Origin of the sequence: Mesorhizobium sp. M1163, from assembly GCF_040318415.1 — a bacterium.
In the GTDB taxonomy this organism is placed as follows: Bacteria; Pseudomonadota; Alphaproteobacteria; order Rhizobiales; family Rhizobiaceae; genus Mesorhizobium.
In genome coordinates this window covers 197,168-214,119 of sequence record NZ_JAMYMF010000002.1, presented here as the reverse complement: position 1 = coordinate 214,119, position 16,952 = coordinate 197,168, and the positions used below count along the sequence as shown (strand labels likewise).

14 protein-coding genes are annotated in these 16,952 nt (G+C 60.6%); 2 read left to right on the top strand and 12 right to left on the bottom strand.

Annotated features, from left to right (window positions below):
• Positions 1-19: 19 nt before the first annotated feature.
• The gene (locus NKH43_RS03060; protein WP_352856528.1) at positions 20-1,318 is read right to left on the bottom strand and encodes an HlyD family type I secretion periplasmic adaptor subunit; all 1,299 of its coding nucleotides are present in this window, start codon (positions 1,316-1,318) and stop codon (positions 20-22) included.
• Positions 1,319-1,560: 242 nt separating this feature from the next.
• Positions 1,561-3,312 (bottom strand): type I secretion system permease/ATPase, encoded by a 1,752-nt coding sequence (locus NKH43_RS03055; RefSeq protein WP_023718552.1) that lies wholly within the window; start codon positions 3,310-3,312, stop codon positions 1,561-1,563.
• A 408-nt stretch (positions 3,313-3,720) separates the two neighbouring features.
• Here NKH43_RS03055 and NKH43_RS03050 point away from each other — a divergent pair, with 408 nt between their 5' ends.
• Positions 3,721-4,413, top strand: coding sequence for a N5-glutamine methyltransferase family protein (locus NKH43_RS03050; protein ID WP_023718551.1), 693 nt, complete (start codon positions 3,721-3,723; stop codon positions 4,411-4,413).
• Positions 4,414-4,500: 87 nt separating this feature from the next.
• Here NKH43_RS03050 and NKH43_RS03045 read toward each other — a convergent pair whose 3' ends face one another.
• The 10 genes from NKH43_RS03045 to NKH43_RS03000 form a co-directional block, all read right to left on the bottom strand.
• Complete coding sequence (locus tag NKH43_RS03045; RefSeq protein ID WP_023718550.1) at positions 4,501-4,767, bottom strand: acyl carrier protein; 267 nt, start codon at positions 4,765-4,767, stop codon at positions 4,501-4,503.
• A 55-nt stretch (positions 4,768-4,822) separates the two neighbouring features.
• Positions 4,823-6,379: a class I adenylate-forming enzyme family protein gene (locus NKH43_RS03040; RefSeq protein ID WP_352856526.1), complete on the bottom strand. Its 1,557-nt coding sequence runs from the start codon at positions 6,377-6,379 to the stop codon at positions 4,823-4,825.
• On the bottom strand, positions 6,376-8,397 hold the full coding sequence (gene asnB / locus NKH43_RS03035) for an asparagine synthase (glutamine-hydrolyzing) (protein WP_352856524.1): 2,022 nt from the start codon (positions 8,395-8,397) through the stop codon (positions 6,376-6,378). The genes NKH43_RS03040 and asnB overlap by 4 nt, the downstream gene beginning before the upstream one ends.
• A 3-nt stretch (positions 8,398-8,400) precedes the next feature.
• On the bottom strand, positions 8,401-9,384 hold the full coding sequence (nadE, locus tag NKH43_RS03030) for an NAD(+) synthase (protein ID WP_352856639.1): 984 nt from the start codon (positions 9,382-9,384) through the stop codon (positions 8,401-8,403).
• Positions 9,381-12,119, bottom strand: coding sequence for an AMP-binding protein (locus NKH43_RS03025; RefSeq protein WP_352856522.1), 2,739 nt, complete (start codon positions 12,117-12,119; stop codon positions 9,381-9,383). Before NKH43_RS03025 ends, nadE begins: the two co-directional genes overlap by 4 nt.
• A gap of 267 nt (positions 12,120-12,386) precedes the next feature.
• A complete protein-coding gene (locus tag NKH43_RS03020; protein ID WP_352856520.1) occupies positions 12,387-12,635 on the bottom strand; it encodes a hypothetical protein in 249 nt (82 codons plus the stop codon).
• An 11-nt stretch (positions 12,636-12,646) separates the two neighbouring features.
• The gene (locus NKH43_RS03015) at positions 12,647-13,078 is read right to left on the bottom strand and encodes a hypothetical protein (protein ID WP_352639384.1); all 432 of its coding nucleotides are present in this window, start codon (positions 13,076-13,078) and stop codon (positions 12,647-12,649) included.
• Positions 13,079-13,176: 98 nt separating this feature from the next.
• Entirely contained in the window at positions 13,177-14,076 is a 900-nt protein-coding gene (locus tag NKH43_RS03010) for a proline iminopeptidase-family hydrolase (RefSeq protein WP_352639386.1), read from the bottom strand.
• A gap of 173 nt (positions 14,077-14,249) precedes the next feature.
• Positions 14,250-14,849: a helix-turn-helix transcriptional regulator gene (locus NKH43_RS03005; protein ID WP_352856518.1), complete on the bottom strand. Its 600-nt coding sequence runs from the start codon at positions 14,847-14,849 to the stop codon at positions 14,250-14,252.
• Complete coding sequence (locus NKH43_RS03000; protein WP_352856516.1) at positions 14,849-14,974, bottom strand: hypothetical protein; 126 nt, start codon at positions 14,972-14,974, stop codon at positions 14,849-14,851. Before NKH43_RS03000 ends, NKH43_RS03005 begins: the two co-directional genes overlap by 1 nt.
• A 301-nt stretch (positions 14,975-15,275) precedes the next feature.
• On the opposite strand from NKH43_RS03000, the gene NKH43_RS02995 reads away from it, so the two are divergent.
• Positions 15,276-16,949 carry an ABC transporter substrate-binding protein gene (locus tag NKH43_RS02995; RefSeq protein ID WP_352856514.1) on the top strand — a complete coding sequence of 558 codons (1,674 nt, stop codon included), beginning with the start codon at positions 15,276-15,278 and terminating at the stop codon, positions 16,947-16,949.
• The last annotated feature ends 3 nt before the right edge of the window (positions 16,950-16,952 follow it).

Here is a 16,952-nt window from a genome sequence, read left to right as displayed (position 1 = left end):
CCACTGGGTTGGCAGCCGCTTACTGCCTGAAAGCTCTGGAAAATTGGTCGGTAAGAGGTTTCATCAAGTAGGACCAGACACTGCGCTCGTCGGTTCTTATATGGACTTCGGCGGGCATGCCCGGTTTGAGGATTTTCTCTCCTGTCAGGCAGGTCGCTTCGTTCTCGACATCGATGCGCGCCGAAAAATAGGAAAGCTGACGTTGCTGATCCTTGATCAGATCTGCGGAGACGCGGTTGACCGAGCCTTCGCAAGCCGGTGTAGTGCCGGCGTCGAACGCCGGAAAGCGGATCGACACCTGCTGTCCGGGATGGATCTCATCAATGCGCGACGGAGGAATGGAAGCGTCTACGACAAGGTTGTCGGAATCGGGCACAATCATCATGAGCACCTCTCCGGCGCCAATCACGCCTCCGACGGTGTGGACCGAGGATTCTTGTACCGTGCCTGATTGCGGGGCGCGAATGTCTGTCCTGCCGAGCTCGTCTTCGGCCACCACCTTGCGCTCACTGAGTTCGGTCTGCTTGGCTTCCGTTTCGCGAAGTTCGTTGGTCACGTCGCTCCGCATTTGTTCGTCGAGCTGAAGCACCTGCAGGTCCGTTTCACTGATGTGAGCTTGTACCTCCGCTATCGCTGCGACAAGGCGTCCCGATTCGCCGCGAGTCCGGGTCTTCTCCAGGCTGACAGTGCTCAACCTCTCCTTGGAGACCAACTTCTTTGCGTAGAGAGATTCGACGTCAGCAAGGTTCTTGGTCAGCAGATCCAGAGACTCATCCGTCGCAGACTGCTGCGATTTGAGGCCATCGATCTGACGTTCCAGCTGCTTCGCGCGGCTTTGCAATTGTGCCTTCTGGCCAGCCAGCGCCGCAGCACGGCTTTCGAACAAGGCACGTTCGCCACTGACAAGCGCCGCCACTTGCGGGTCACCCATTTGAACCCGAAGGCCAGGCGGGATCTGCATTTCCGGCAGACCCTGGCGCTCGGCTTCCAGCCGGGCCAGACGAATGGTGGCTCGATTGAGGTCCTCGGTGATTATCTGCAGGTTTGCTCGGGTCAATGTGTTGTCCAGCCTGACCAACACGTCGCTGGCCTTCACGTGATCGCCGTCCTGCGCGAAGATTCCGCCGATGGTGCCGCCGGTTTGATGCTGGACTTTTTTTATGTTGCTTTCGACCACCACAGTTGCAGGCGCAATCACCGCGCCGGCAATCTTGGTCAATCCCAACCACAGCCCTCCGCCAAAGATCAACAGCAAGCTGGTTGCCAAGCCCAAGAGCAGATTGGCCCGGATGCCATCCGGATCCGGCTTCGTTTCCAACGAACGGCTTTCGCCACCGGGCGCGGCGTATGGCGACACGGTAACAGTAGAGCGATACCTCACATATGCCCGGCTGCACCTCTGTGCAGCGGAACGAGAATGTTCTGCCAGGCTCCGGAGCAGATTGCCCCAGGGTAAATTGGCTCTAATGCCATCCGGCTCTGGCTTCGCCCCGGTCGGCTGGCCTTCGCCAGCGACCGCAGCATATGATGACATGGTCACGTTAGACACTAAGCAATACCTCACGCATGCCCGCTTGCACCGTGCTGCAGCGGAACGACAATGTTTGGCTTGTCCGGACGCGGGAAGGGCCGGATCACATTTGCCAGAACGTCTTCGCGCGAACCGAACGAATGGAGCATCCCGTTCGACAGGACGAGTACCTGATCGATGTTGACGAGAGCGGAGGGGCGATGCGCAACGACGATCACGATACCGCCGCGCTGACGCACTGCCAGGATCGCGCCGGCCAAAGCAGCATCGCCGTCTGCATCCAGATTGGAATTTGGTTCGTCAAGAACGACGAGGAATGGATCACCGTAAAGTGCCCTGGCAAGTCCGACGAGCTGCCTCTGCCCAGCCGACAGGGCTGCGCCGCCTTCTCCGATGCGTGTTTGAAAACCCTGCGGAAGACGCATGATCATCTTGTCCACGCCCGCAGCTTTGGCAGCTGCCAACACGCCCCTTGCGTCGCTTTTGCCGCCGAACCTTGAAATGTTGTCGGCGATCGTGCCGTCGAACAGCTCAACGTCCTGCGGCAGGTAGCCAATATGAATGCCGAGCAGCTCTGAATTCCACTGATCGAGCGAGGCGCCGTCCAATCTTACCGTTCCTCGAAGCGGCTTCCATGCCCCGACCAAAGCGCGCACGAGCGTGGTCTTGCCGGAGCCGCTCGGGCCGACGACCGCCAACCCTGCGCCCCTCGCCAAGCGGAAGCTTACATTGAAGATTGTTGGCTTCTGCAGACTTGGTGGCGCGACCGTCAATTCCTCGACCGCAAGCTCCGCCTTTGGGCGTGGCAGTTCCATTGGCTCTTGCTGGCTATCAAAAGCATCCAGCGCTGCCGCCAGCTCGGAATAGCTTTTGCGGGTTGCCAGAAACCCTCTCCAATTTGCGATCGCCACATCGACCGGCGCCAGTGAGCGGCCCAGCAATATGGACGACGCTATGATCACACCCGGCGAGGCCTCGCCCCCGATCACGAGGTAGGCACCAAGCCCCAGCACGCATGATTGCAAGGCCATTCGGAGCGTCTTCGACAGTGAGCTCGCTGCGCCAACGACGTCGGAGAGCCGTTCCTGGTTCTTCAGATAAAGATGACTGACCTCGTTCCAGCGCCGGCTAAGCGGGGCGGACAGGCCCATAGCCTGAACAACCTCTGCGTTGCGGCGGCCGGAATCGGCCAGAAGCCGCTGCGCAACGAGTGTTTCAGACGCACGAGCCGCAGGTTTGCGGCCGATGATCTCCGCAGCCACCGTCAAAAGCACAACGGCGCATGCGCCGAGCGTTGCCAGCACGCCAAGCGCAGGGTGCAGCAGATAGATGACCACCATATAAAATGGTATCCAGGGAGCGTCGAATAAGACTGTCGGCCCCAGTCCGGAAAGAAAGCCACGTAGCTGGTCCAGATCACGAAGCGGATGTACCCGGTTCGCATCCGGCCCGGCAACGAGGGGCAGGGAAAGCGAGGCTGCGAACGCCTTTTGCTGCAGATTTCTATGCAGGCGGCTGCCGATGCGGACCAACAGGCGAAGCCTCACGAAATCGAGGAGCCCGTAGGCCGCGTAAAGTCCCAGCATCCCGACTGTAAATCCGACAAGAGTCGGCACGCTCTGCGAAGGCAGCACGCGATCGTAGACCTGGAGCATGTAGACGGAGCCGGTCAAGGCGAGGATATTTATCAATGCGGAGAAAACGCCTACGCCAACGAGGCCGTGCACACAGCCGAACATCGCGGATCGTAGATCGAGCGAGCGCCCTTTGGTTGACTTCATGATATGCGCTCTTTGACGCGAAATTGCCGCGCAATCTCGTCGGTTCTTTCGATGAGGGACAAACTTTAACCTTCCGGGAAGCAGCAGCTCCGCCCTTCGCTGCTGGAACATTACGAATTGCTTACATATGTGCCTTCTTTGATTAAAATGTAGCAAAATCGTGACGCCAGGCTGAGAATTCGGCAACTGGCTCGCCAGGCTGGGGATAACCGGGTCTGGTAAGGAGATATTCCTAATCATGACACAGCGCAGAAGCTTATGGTCATCTTTGTAGCATCAAGGCGTCGAAGCGTCTGGGGACGGATGGGTTTTGATTTTGTCGATCGAGAGTTAAACGGTTTTGAGATACACTTCATCGGAACGCAATTGTCGGCCACCAACGCCGGCTAAAACGGGGAGGCGAGTGTCGTGAGCGAAGAGATCAATGTTGCCGACGCCTACGGCAGGGGCCGCAGCACCTTCATGGGATTGCAGCTGCTGGTCTCGCCCGGTGCGCTTGTTCCTCGGCCGGAAACGGAACTGCTCGGCAACGCCGCTCTCGATGTTCTGAGCCAACTGAACTTGCCGGTGCCTCGCGTTGTCGACATGTGCTGTGGGGCGGGCAATCTGGCGTGCGCCATCGCGCACCACGCTCCCACCGCGCGCGTGTGGGCAAGCGATCTTACCGACGGATGCGTGGAGGTCGCGCGCCGCAACGTCACCCATCTTGATATGGAGGAGCGGGTAACGGTGCTTCAGGGCGACTTGTTCGGCGCCTTCTCCGGCTTGGAGCTTGACGGCACGATCGACGTGATCGTTTGCAACCCGCCCTATATTTCGGAAAAACGGCTCGAGGGCGATCGTTCGCATTTGGTCGAGCTCGAGCCGCGTGAAGCGTTCGCAGCCGGACCCTACGGTCTGAGCATCCATATGCGAGTGCTCAAGGACGCGCCGCGTTATTTGCGGCGCGGAGGCATCCTGCTTTTCGAGGTTGGGCTTGGCCAGGACCGGCAGGTCATGAGTTTGCTCGAGCGTTCCAAGGCTTATGAGAGTATCCGGGCAGTCACCAACCAGGCCGGCGAGGGCAGGGTGGTTGTGGGGCATACGAAGGCGCAGGCGTAAGCACCGCCGTCGCGACAGGCCTAGACGCGCTGTCGCAACCGGAAACGGTCGGGGACTTGAAACAGAGTTGCGCGAGATGTCGGCAAATCAGTTTCTCTTGCGCATGACATATTGCGCAATTCCCTCGATGGAATCGAGATTCTCGGGCAGCAGCTCGCTGTCTTCGACCGTGATGCCGAAGGTCTCCTCGATGAAGCCGATAACCTCGAGCACCCCCGTCGAGTCCACGATGCCTTGGTCGAGAAGCGAGGTGTCGCTCTCCAGGCTCTCTGGATCGGCTATATAGAAATTCGACGCCAGGAAAGCGCGAATTTGATCGCTGCAGGTATCGGTTCTATCCTTGGTAGACAACATTGATTTCGCCTCCGGTACAAAAATGAATGCTGATCAACTTCGCCCTGATACCGACTCATGACAGGGCGGTTTTTTTGAGTTTGCCCGTGTCGGTCATCGGCAGACTGGGTACGATGACGATCGACTTTGGAACCATGAAGTTTTCCAGTCGTCTCTGGCACTCTTTCTGCAACTGCTTTTCACCGATCATGCTTCCTTGCTCCATCACGACAAATGCCTTCACTGCTTGTCCAAGCAACTCGTCCGGAACGCCGATGACCGCGGCTTCCCGTACGCCCGCAATCTCCATCAACACGTTTTCCACCTCCTTCGGCGCTATCTTCTCGCCCCGCGATTTTATGATCTCGTCGCCGCGACCGACAAAATAGAGGTAGCCCTCGGCGTCCATCCGGCAGTAATCGCCGGTGTACAGGACCTGCTCGCCCGGCAGCGGTCCGGGCTTGAGCTTCCTGGCCGTCGCCTCCGGCTTGCCCCAGTAACCCTTCATCACCGTCGCTCCGCGGATGACGAGCTGGCCAACGACACCGTGGCCGACCCGCCTGTCATGCTCGTCGACAATCCACATTTCCGTATTGGGGATGGCGATCCCGACGCTCAACGGCTTTCGCTCGAGATCCTTCGGCGGCAGGTAGGTACAGCGCTTGCATTCGGTAAGGCCGTACATCGAATAGATACGGGCACGAGAAAATAGCTCCTGAAGCAGGAGAATGTGCTTGAGCGGCAGAGCGGCCGCAGTGTTCGTGACATAGCGAATACTCGAAAAATCCTGATCCCTGAGAGACTTGAGCTCCCCGAGTGCGGCGAAGATGGTCGGTACGCCGGGAAAGCCCGTCACCCTTTCTTGCTTGATCAGCCCAAGGATCTGCGCGGGGAAGGCGAACGAGCGTTCAAGCACCAGCCGGGCGCCCGCGCCGAATGCCATGATCATCTGGTACAGGCCGTAGTCGAAGGCGAGCGGCAGGACGTTGAGGATCACCTCGTCTTCAGCAAGCGCCAGGTATGAGGAAATCGAGGCGCACGCGGCAACCATGTTTCGGTGCGTCAGCATCACGCCCTTGGGCTCGCCCGTCGAGCCGGACGTATAAATGATTGCAGCAAGATCGATATCGATGCAGCGGCGCGCGGGCGGCGTGCTGCGGGCTGCCGCGACCGCAGTTTCCCAGCGCACAGCATGCGGCAGTTCTTGCAGGTCGTCGCGTTCGATCGGCCCGGAGACGATCATGCAGCGCAACGATGGGCAATTCCGCGCCGGCTCCCTGAAAATCGAATGCAGGTGGTTGTCGGTGATCAGTGCCGTCGGGCGGCAATCGTTGAGCAGATAACCAAGCTTGTCGCTTTTGGTGAGTGGATTGACGATGCACACCACGGCGTTGGCCTTGAGCACGGCCCAGAAAGCGACGACGGCCTCGACAGTGTTGTCGGCGAAGATCACCACCCGATCGCCGCGCGCGATTCCGGCCTGGCTCAAATGATGCGCTATGGCGTTCGAGCGCATATCGAGATCGCCGTAGGTGACACGTTGATTACCGCACACCAGGGCCACCTTCCCGCCGAGCCGGCTGGCAGAGTGGATGAGATAGTCGTGCAGGAGCGGTACGGCGCCATGCATCATGCGAGCACCTCTGCGCGATGCTCGCGGTCGATATCGACGCTGAGCTTGAGCGTGCGAGCTCCACTTGGTCGGCTCGCGATAAATTGCTCATGAAGAAGCTGCGTCGACAGCACCCCGACCAGCGCCATATTGTCGGAGTTGGACAGGTCGGCGCCGCCGGCGCTGGCCTGGCACTTGCTCAGGAGACGGGCAACCGACTTAGGATCGAAGACGTTTGCCTCGCGCAGCGCCGCCTCCGAAAGTGCTTCGCGAATATAGGCCGGAGCGCCATCGGCGACGAAGCAAAGCGCGTTGGGGGCCCGGTAGGGCTGCTTCTTGCGAGTGACGATTTCCGACGGCACAATCGGTTGCGCCACACGCTTCAGAACATGCTTTTCATCGAGCACGCGCAGCTTATAGGCGGCCGGAAGCGAATTCGCGAGCCTCACGAGTTCATGATCGAGGAATGGGAAGCGCCCCTCGACGGAATGGGCCAAGAGCATCCTGTCCCCTTGCGATGAAAGCAGGTATCCCGACATCAGCGTCTGGATCTCGATATGCTGGTCCTGCGCAAGGGAGCCCCATCGCGAAAACTCCGCCGGCAGGCGGGCAAGCAGCTCGGACACGGCGTTGCGGCGCTCCGTTTGGGCCCGCATGTCTGCCGAAAACAGCCGCTTGATAGCGCTCGTGGTACGCCAGCGCGTGCCATGCGCAAAACCAGGTGCGTCATGGGCGTGGATGTCGCGCCCGAAAAACTGGCGTGCCATCGCCTGCTGTTGCACCGGCGAGCGGCTGAGATAGGGATAGAGGCGCTCCAGCAGCCGGGAGCGCCGCGTCGAGGCGGGCTGGCGTCCCCAGAAACGGCGGACCTTGCCCTCGCGGAACAGATCGTAGCCGGCGAACATTTCGTCGGCCCCTTCGCCGGTCAGCACGACCTTGATGCCATGCTGACGCACCAGTCTCGATAGCAGGAACAGCGGCGCCGGCGCGGTCCTGAGGATTGGCCGCTCGGTGTGGTAGATCACCTCAGGGAAGATGCCAGCGATATCGCTGCGCGAAACAACCACCTCATGGTGCTCGCTTCCCGCGACGCCGGCAACCAGGCGCTGGAAATGAGTCTCGTCATACTCGGCGTCGGCAAAACGCAGGGAGAAAGTCTGGAAGCGCCCGCCGGCGAAGCGTCTTCCAAGCGCGGCGACCAGCGAGCTGTCGAGCCCGCCGGACAAATAGCAGCCGACCGGCACGTCGGCGCGTACTATCCTGAGCGCCGTAGCGGCTTCCAGGGCGCCGCGCACTTCCTCCACCGCGTCATCAAGTGAACCGGCGAATTCGTCATCGCCGGGTCCGTCAACCTCTGGATAGCTTGGCTTCCAAAAAGCCCGCTCGCGAACGATGCCACTGTCATAAATGCGAATGTGCCCTGGAGTGAGTTCGCTTACTCCTCCAAACACGCCTTGTGGCGGCACGACGGTCCAGAGCGTGAAAGTCTGATCGATGCCGGCTGGATCGAAGGCGCGGGGTATATCCGCATCGGCCGCGAAAATGGCCTTCACCTCGCTGGCGAAGTAAAGCCGTCCGCCGTGCTCGCAAAAATGCAGCGGACAGATGCCGAACCGATCCCGCGACAAGACGAGTCGACCCGCCACGGAGTCCCAAATGGCGACTGCCCATTGCCCATTCATCCGCTCGAAGGCGGCCTCGCCCCAGGCATGATAGGCATGGACGATGACCTCCGTGTCGCTGCGTGTGCGGAAGCGAAAACCGAGCGCGACCAGGTCTTGTCGCAGCTCGATGTAATTGAAGATTTCGCCGTTAAAGACGATCCACATTGTGTCGCCCGCGCCAGCGAGTGGCTGCTGGCCACTGGCGAGATCGATGACGGACAGACGGGCATGCGCCAATCCCGCACGTTTGTCCCGGTAAAGACCGCGCTCGTCCGGGCCGCGATGCGCCAGTGTGCCTACCATGCGCATCAGCGCATCACGGGAAGGGGGCGCCGCGGCGGCGCTCAGCGACACAATTCCGGCGATGCCGCACATCGCCTAGCCCTCGCCCATTGAAGAGGACACCAACGGCCGCGCGTGAAGATAGCGTGCGGCGCGCCGTTTGCTGTCGATATCCTTGAAAACTTTCTGAACCTGCACCACGGTGAGACCGGTGGCCTCGGCGACGTCTTCGCTAGCGATCCCGTGGTTTAACCCGTAGAGGCACAAATCCATCAGATAATAAGGCAGTGCGAAGTAGAACTCCTCCTGGCTCTGCGCCATCGAGAAGGTGTCCGTGGTGGGCGGTCTGCGCTGGACCTCTTCCTCCACCCCAAGATATTCGGCCAACTGGTAGACCTGGGTCTTGTAGAGGTGAACGATTGGCATCAGGTCGGCGATTCCGTCGCCCTGCTTGACGAAGAAGCCCTGGTCGTATTCCAGGCGGTTCGGCGTGCCCGCTACCGCGTAGTTGAGGCGGTCGGCATGATAGTACTCGGTCATCTTGCGCAGGCGCTGCTTGTAATTGGTTGCGGCGACGATCTGCAGATAGGCTGCCGACGGCAGACGCACCGTGTCGGTCCTGCCCTCAGGGTCCTGAACCGTGAGGCGCGTGATGTTGAGACCATTGCTCTCGAGAACTGAGGCCAGCACCAGCTTGCATTTCCAGCCGTCCCCATATTCGGGAACGACAGTCTGGATTGCCTCGGTCTGCCGACAATAGGCGCCGATCGCTTCGAGGGACGGTGTTATGTCCTCCAGGATCGCATCGATGCCAAGCTGTGCGGCGACAGTGCGGCCAAGCCTTAGCGAGTCACCGGAGGAGTGGCGCTCCGGCATGAATATTCCGAGGACCTTGTCTTTCCCAAAGGCGCGAACACACAACGCCGCGACGACGGAGCTGTCGATGCCGCCTGAGAGGCCGACAACCGCGCCTCGACGTCGCAGCGTGCCAAGGACCTGCTGGCGCAGGATCTGGACGATGCGATCGACCTCCGCAGCAGCGTCGAGCACAAGCGCGTCCTTGCTGAATGTTGAGATCAGGTCGATAGCTTGTACTCCAGTTTGCGAGACTCGGTTGGCGAATAGGTTTGCGCCACCGCTTTCTCGATAAGCGGGCGGTTGGTGGCGAGGTGAGGTTCTACGACCAGATCGATGTGGCTGCCGACGATCGGAATCACGTCCAGACGTCCGAAAGCGCGATCCCAGCCGATGGCCAGAGGCATTCCGGGTCGAGCACAGCGGAACAGGGTGCCTGTGATCGGCAGCGCCGGCTTTGGCTCGGCCACCCACTGGAAGAAGGCTCGCGCGCGCAAAACCTCTTGCAGTTCCAGTTTGGTTCTAAAACTCGTCGCGTTGAACTGTCCCTGAGCGAAACGATCGAGAAACCGGACCAGTTGCGCCTCGCGCCTCATTGCCACGGCGACTTTCGCGAGGGCCCGGCAAGCCATCCGATAAGCGGATACGCGGTTGGTTCGGATTCGATTGAATGTGCGCGTAAACGTCTCCCAGCGAGCGCTTCGCTCGCCGACGAGACTGGTGTCGAGAATGCCAAGGAACCTTACGGTCCGCCCCGCGGCCAGCAGCCGCGCCGCAACTTCGAAAGCGACAGCACCGCCGAGCGAATGACCGAGAAGTCGTATATGACCCGCGGGTTGAGCGCGGCGGATCTGCTCGACGGCGGCATCGGCCATGTCGGAGAGGCTGTTTTGCCCGCGCAGGATCATGGTCAGGGCTGGGTACCTGATCGGGGCAACGCGGGTGATCTTGCCCATCGCTGCTGCAAAGGCAGCAAGGCTCGGGCCGTAGCCGACGGATCCCGGGAACAGAAAAAGAATTGGAGGATCATGCTTCTGGGCGCGCGCGCTTTGGTCGCCTGCCTGTGCAGACGCGACCGCCTTGACCATCTCGTCCAGGCTCATTCCAACGGTGAACGCCTCAAGGCCGAGTTCCTGCCCGATGGCGCTTTCGATTTCCATGACGCAGTGCAGCAGCTTCAGCGAGTCTCCTCCGGCGTCATCCCAGCGTCCCGCCGCTACGCGCGTATTGAGGATGCTGGTCCACGCCCGCTGGACGATCTGCTGCGCCGTCAGCTTGCCTCGCGGCTCGAGCGGACGCGCCGTCGCTGCCGTCCCTCTGGCTGAAAGATCCATCTCTGCAAGTGTCGAGATGTCCACCTTGCCGCTTGGCAGACGCGGGATCTCGGCGATCGTGTGTAACCGCAAGGGACGCAGCGGCGGTGGCAGATTGGTCCTCACAAGCTGGCGAAGCTCGTCCGAAAAGCTCGCTTCGGCCGAGCGCCGAGGAACGGCAAAGGCGACAAGCTCATTGGCCGCAGTCACGATTGCCACGGCATCCGCAACAGCAGGCGCGCAACGCAGCACCCGTTCGAGTTCGGCTGGCTCGACGCGTCGACCGTTGATCTTTACCTGCCGTCCCTTGCGACCGACGATGTGCAGTAAGCCTTGATTATCAAGTCGGACGAGGTCACCTGTCGCGAAAATCCGAAGGCCTGGATCGTCCGGGTCTGATGTCGCCGGCATAACCGCCCCGTCCTCCCAATGGCCAAGCAAGACATACGGGCTCCTGATCAGAAGCTCTCCGCTGCGGCCCGATTGAACGCAGCGGCCCGCTTCGTCGACAATTGCGAAGGTGATTCCAGGCAGCAGCCAACCAACTGGAACCGAATCTCCATGCTCCGGCCAGTCTCGCGGCAAGAACCATTGTGAGCCGGTGGTCTCGGTTGACGAGTAACCGATCTGGATGAGGCACGTATCGGAGACGGCCTTGCGCAGCAGTGCGATGTCGGTCCAGGGCACCTTCTCGCCACCGATCCGGGCGACTCTAAGCGAATGGAACGCTTCAGCAGGTCCGTCGGCCATGAGCGCGCGAAGCAGCGCCGGCACCAGATAGGTGATTGTCACGCCTTCGGATCGCACTAGGCGCTGAACGGCGCGCAAGCCGACCGCTTCGACTTCGACCAGATGCAAAGTGGCCCCGGTGAGAAGGGCTGCAAGAATCTCCCGGTACCCGGCGATTGTGGCGGGGCCGGTCAATGGCAGGAAAACATCATCCGAGTTGATGTGGCATGCATCGACATATTGCTGGACCCGGCACAGCAAGCTGCGCTGGCTGTTAACGATGCCTTTGGGGCGGCCTGTGCTCCCTGACGTATAAAGCACGATGGCGGGCGCATCGACGGAGACGGGGTAAGGCTGAGGCACTTGTACCGATTGCGAGGCCGCACTGGTGGGCACATCGATCCAACTGACTTGGTGAGGCAAACCGGCGGGTCGGACATTGCCCTCGCCCAGGATGGCCGAGAGCCGCGCCCCCGCCACGATTTCCAGGATCCGCGAGCTGGGATCTCGCGCGTTGAGTGGCACCGAAAGTCGCCCAGCCGTCATGCTTGCCAGCATGGCGATGGGATACCAGGCCGAGTTGGCCTGAAGAATCCCTATCGCCTGTCCGTCTGGGACGGCGGCAGCGATCTGGTAGGACAGCGTCTCAACTGACCGGAGAAGCTGGGAATAAGTCAGACGATTGGCGCCGTCGCTGATTGCAAGCTTGTCGGGGTGCTGGCGGCCCATATTTCTCAGGTGATCGAATACGGCAACGTTGGTAAAATCAGTGCCCAATCCTTGAAATGGGCGCAGTACCGGACCACCCTGATCCAGTGCGTATTGTGGAACACTTGACCATTTATTGGAGGTCGTTGTCTGACAATCCACCGCTAGATCCTGATCCGCGACTTCTGATCCCAAATATGCCGAAGACATGAGTTGCCCACGCTAAGATTAGGATCACTTATCGCCTCCCGCCCCAATCTTTTCATCGATCATTCTGATGATGCCCCGATCTTCGCCCAAGGACGCTTGGTTAGTCACTTCGCCTGTTTCGCAAGCCGCCGGCAGAGCCAATCATGCCGGGCTCGCGTGGTGCGCTTGACGCAGCGAGCACTGGCGTTCGTGCCAAGTTGGCAACGCCTGTTACACATCTGCCAAGGTGGGATCGAAGACGGAATCGCCGCTATTCAGGCACATTGCCTATTCTGTGGTTCTCCCGGGCGATACCGGCAATGGTTCAGTATCGGAGTAGCTGCCGGCGACAAAACAATATGCATAGATCTGTCCCCGATTTTCGTCAGTCACGCGGATCCAGTCTTTTTCCCACTTTCGGAAGGTAATATGTCCATCGATCACCATGGCCGCAGCCTTGAACGGACTCGGCGCGTTGACGACGCGCACCGAGATCACATCGTCGCCGTCCATACGCTCGACGAGATACGTCTGCATCAAGCCTCCCGCTAAACCACCCGCACTTTAACGCCGGCTAATAGATTCGGTTGCAACGTGCTTGGCGAAACTTGGGGTGGACACGTTCCATACCTGCAGGCACCTTCGCACTCGGCGTCGGCCGCGATGGTCTCGCCTGTCGGCAACGGTTCGCGCGCCCTGAGCGTCGAGACCAAAAGAAGCTCAAGACAGCTCAGCGGGCTGAGATATCGGCCGGATGGCTGAGCGCGCAGCCTGCGCGCCGCCCAGACCGGCACCATCGCCGCGCCGATTTCGGACGTCACCAACCCCTTTTTCGCCGAGTTCGTACGCGGACTGGAGACGCAGCCCACCAGCGCGCCGAGCGCTATAATATTCTGCTGTTCAACACCGAGGAGAAACACGGCACGCGAAGCGCGCGAGATCGACCGGGTGCTGGAGCGCCGCATCGACGGCATCGTCATGGCACCGGCGGCGGCAACGAGGAGTTGCTCGCCGACCTCGCCGAGAGCGGACTGTCACTCGTCTTCGGCCACCGCAGGCTGAAGGCCGTGCTGGAACGTCAGTCGTATTTGGCCAGGAAGCGCCCGACGGCGGCGAGGCAGTCGTGCTTTTCCTCGACATGCGGCATGTGGCTGGAATTCGGGAAGACCAAACCTTCGACGTGCGGGATAAGATCCAGAAAGGGCTGGACGCAGGCCTCGGTCGCTTCGTCGTAGAAGCCGCGGAAAACCAGGGTCGGCGCCTCGATCTGATGCAGGCGGTCGACGATGGTCCAGTTCCGCATCGTGCCGATGACGTGGAACTCATTGGGACCATTCATGGTGTGATAGACGGTCGGATCTTCCTCGATTGCCGCAAATGTCCGGGCGACCTCTGGCGGCATCGGAACGACGCGACAGACATGGCGGTCGTAGAAAGCCTTCGTCGCCGCAACATATTCCGGATGATCGGTGGTTCCTGCCGCTTCGTGCCGGTCGAGCGCGCTTTGCACATCGGCTGGCAGCCCGGCGCGCAATTGCCGGGCTCCTTTCACCCACAGCACCATCGAGGCCAGCGAATTGGCCAGGATCAATGCCTTGAGCCCCTCCGGGCGGCGCACCGCGTGCTCGGCCGAAAGTATGCCGCCCCAGGATTGGCCCAGCAGGGCGTAGCGGCTGGCAATGCCGAGATGGGCGAGCAGCGCATCGAGTTCGCCCAGGAAGAAATCGACGGTCCAGAAGTCACCGCCCTTATCCGGCAGATGGGTCGATTTGCCATTGCCGATCTGGTCGTAGTGGATGACGGCTCGTCCGGTTTCGGCAAGCTCCTTGAATGAATCCACATAGTCGTGCGTGCAGCCCGGTCCACCATGAGCGACGATCAGGGGCAGCTTGCCCGAGGTGAGGTCTCCGGTCACTCGGTACCAGGTGCGATAGCCCTGGTATTGGCTAAATCCTTCGGTGATCGCATGCGCCGTCACAATCAAAGCTCCGCATCATGGCGCGGCAGGGGCCGAAGTGTGGACCCCTCCCAAGCCTTGTTTTGCGGCCGACGGTACTAAGCGGCCCGGCGCATTTACAGCTAGCACTATTTATAGGTTTGCCGGTTATGGGTTTGCCCGAGGCAAGGCCGATCGCCCGCAGGTCGAGAGCCTCAATGCTCCGGTTCAAGCAGCCGGTAATGGGCGGCGAGCGCGATGGCATGGAAGCGGTTGCGCGCGCCAAGCTTTCGCGTGGCCGCGTTGAGGTGCAGCGTTGCGGTAGGCACCGCGCGGCCAATCTCGCGCGCGACCTGCTTGGCCGTCAGTCCGGCAGCGGCCAGGCGCAGGCACTGGCGTTCGCGCGACGTCAGATGGACATGTTGGCAGGTGCGGATTCCAGCATCGAAACCGGCATAGACGGAATCATGCAGCAGATGACCCAGATCGCCGATCTCGGCGATGAAGGGTCTGGCTTCGGCCTCGAACCCGGCCTCCGGATCGGCACGGATAGCGGTGAAGGTGGCGAGATCGCCGCCGGCAAGGCGAATGGGTACGGTGACGCCGCAGGTCATCCTCGTGTCAAGCAGATAGCTGACCACAGGATCGTGCTTGGACTGAAGCACACGCTGCATGACGTTGCTCTGAACGCCGTTGTGCGACCAGAGAAACGGTCTCGATACCGCGAGCGCGGCCTCCTGCACCGGGTCGAGCTGATAATATCCGCCCTTGCACCAGAGATCCTGCATGTCGCGCGGCACGTTGCGCAGAGCCATCAGCGAGGCGTGATAAGCTCGCCCTTGTGGCTGACCGGCACCGGCGTATAGTCGTAGATGAATGCGGTGAAACCGATGGGCTCCAGCACCTCCGTCGCCATCGCCATGGCAGCGTCGATGCTCATTCCAGTTCGGAACCGGCTCTCTAGATCGCCTGGAGGGCTTTGCATCCGGCAAGCTTACCCGCTGATGATTGCTTGTCAAATAGCCATGTCGGGCGACTGCTCAACAAATAGGCGGGAATAAGCCTGTCCGACCCTATCTATCTTAATAGCTATCCCGTCCGGCTTCGCTCGCCGTAGTCTTTTGCGATTGGGCGAAGTAGCGAACGCCGTTCGCAAACCCAGGACTGTTTTCAGCCGCGCGGTGGTCGATCGACCGGATTCAGCGCGGCAAAAGCCGACACGCCTCCATGAGGGAACAAATATGCGACCCCAAAAAGCATTTGCAGCGTTGATACCCGGGCTGGCTCTGCTCGGCGTGACGATGATGTCGCCGGCAAGCGGTGCCTTGGCCGCCGAGGGCAAGCCAGGCGGCACGCTCCGATTGCTGGCCAATGCCGCGGCAGGCACCGCCGATCCGCACATCAATTACACGCTGCAGTATTTCCAGATCAATTATGTCCTCTACGATGGCCTGGTGACCTACAGGAAGGCCGGAGACAAGACCGGCTTCGAGGTCGTCGCGGACCTGGCGGAAAGCCTCCCGCAGGTCGAGAACGGCGGCAAGACCTATGTCTTCAAGCTGCGCAAGGGCATCAAGTTCGCCGATGGCTCGGACGTCACGACCAAAGACGTGGTCGCTTCGTTCCAGCGCATCTTCAAGATCAGCGGGCCGACGGCCGGGACCTTCTACAAAGGCATCATCGGCGCGGATGCATGCTTGAAGGCGCCCGCGACATGCTCCCTCGAAGGTGGCCTGTCTGTCGACGATGCGGCCGGAACCATTACCTTCAACCTGGTCCAGCCGGATGCCGAGTTCCTGCAGAAGCTTGCCGTTCCACACGCGTCGATCCTGCCGGCGAGCGCGCCGCTCAAGGACGCCGGCACCGATCCGATTCCGGGCACCGGACCCTATATGATCGCCAGCTACGACCCCAACAAGCTGATGAAGATTGTGCGCAACCCTCACTTCAAGGAATGGAGCAAGGAAGCGCAGCCGGCCGGATATCCGGACGAGATCGACTATGAATTCGGCCTTACCGACGAGGCGGCGGTGACGGCGGTCGAGAATGGCCAGGCGGACTGGATGTTCGATCCGCCGCCGTCCGACCGTCTCGCCGAACTCGGCACCAAATATGCCAAGCAGGTCACGGTTCACCCGCTGACGGCGATGTGGTACGCGCCGATGAACACCAATCTGGCGCCGTTCAACGACATCCGCGTTCGCCAGGCGGTGAACTTCGCCATCGACCGCGCCGCGATCGTCAAGCTTTTCGGCGGCAGCAATCTGGCGCAGCCGGCCTGTCAGATCCTGCCGCCGGGCTTCCCGTCATTCGCAGCCTATTGCCCGTTCACCGCCAATCCGGGTGAGAAGTGGTCCGCGCCGGATATGGATAAGGCCAAGCAATTGGTTGCTGAATCGGGAACCGCAGGTCAGGAGGTGACGATCATCACCGAGGACACCACTGTCTCCAAGGCGATCGGCGTCTATCTGCAGGACGTGCTCAACCAGCTTGGCTACAAGACGTCGGTCAAGCCGATTTCGCAGAACATCCAGTTCACCTACATCCAGAATACCAACAACAAGGTGCAGATTTCGATCTCGCAATGGTTCCAGGATTACCCGGCGCCATCGAATTTCCTGCAGGTCTTGTTCAGCTGTGCCTCGTTTACGCCAGGTTCCGACGCCTCGGTCAATATTTCGGGGTTCTGCGACAAGTCGATCGACGCATCGATGAACGAGGCAGAGGCAGCCACCATCGCCGATCCGGCCAAGGGCGCGACACTCTGGACCGCCATCGACAAGGCGGTGACGGACAAGGCGCCGGTCGCCGTCCTGTTCACGCCGAAGCGGGTCGATGTCATCTCGTCCAGGCTGAAGAACTTCACCTTCAGCCCACAATTCTACTGGATCGTCAGCCAGTCTTGGGTGGAATAACCT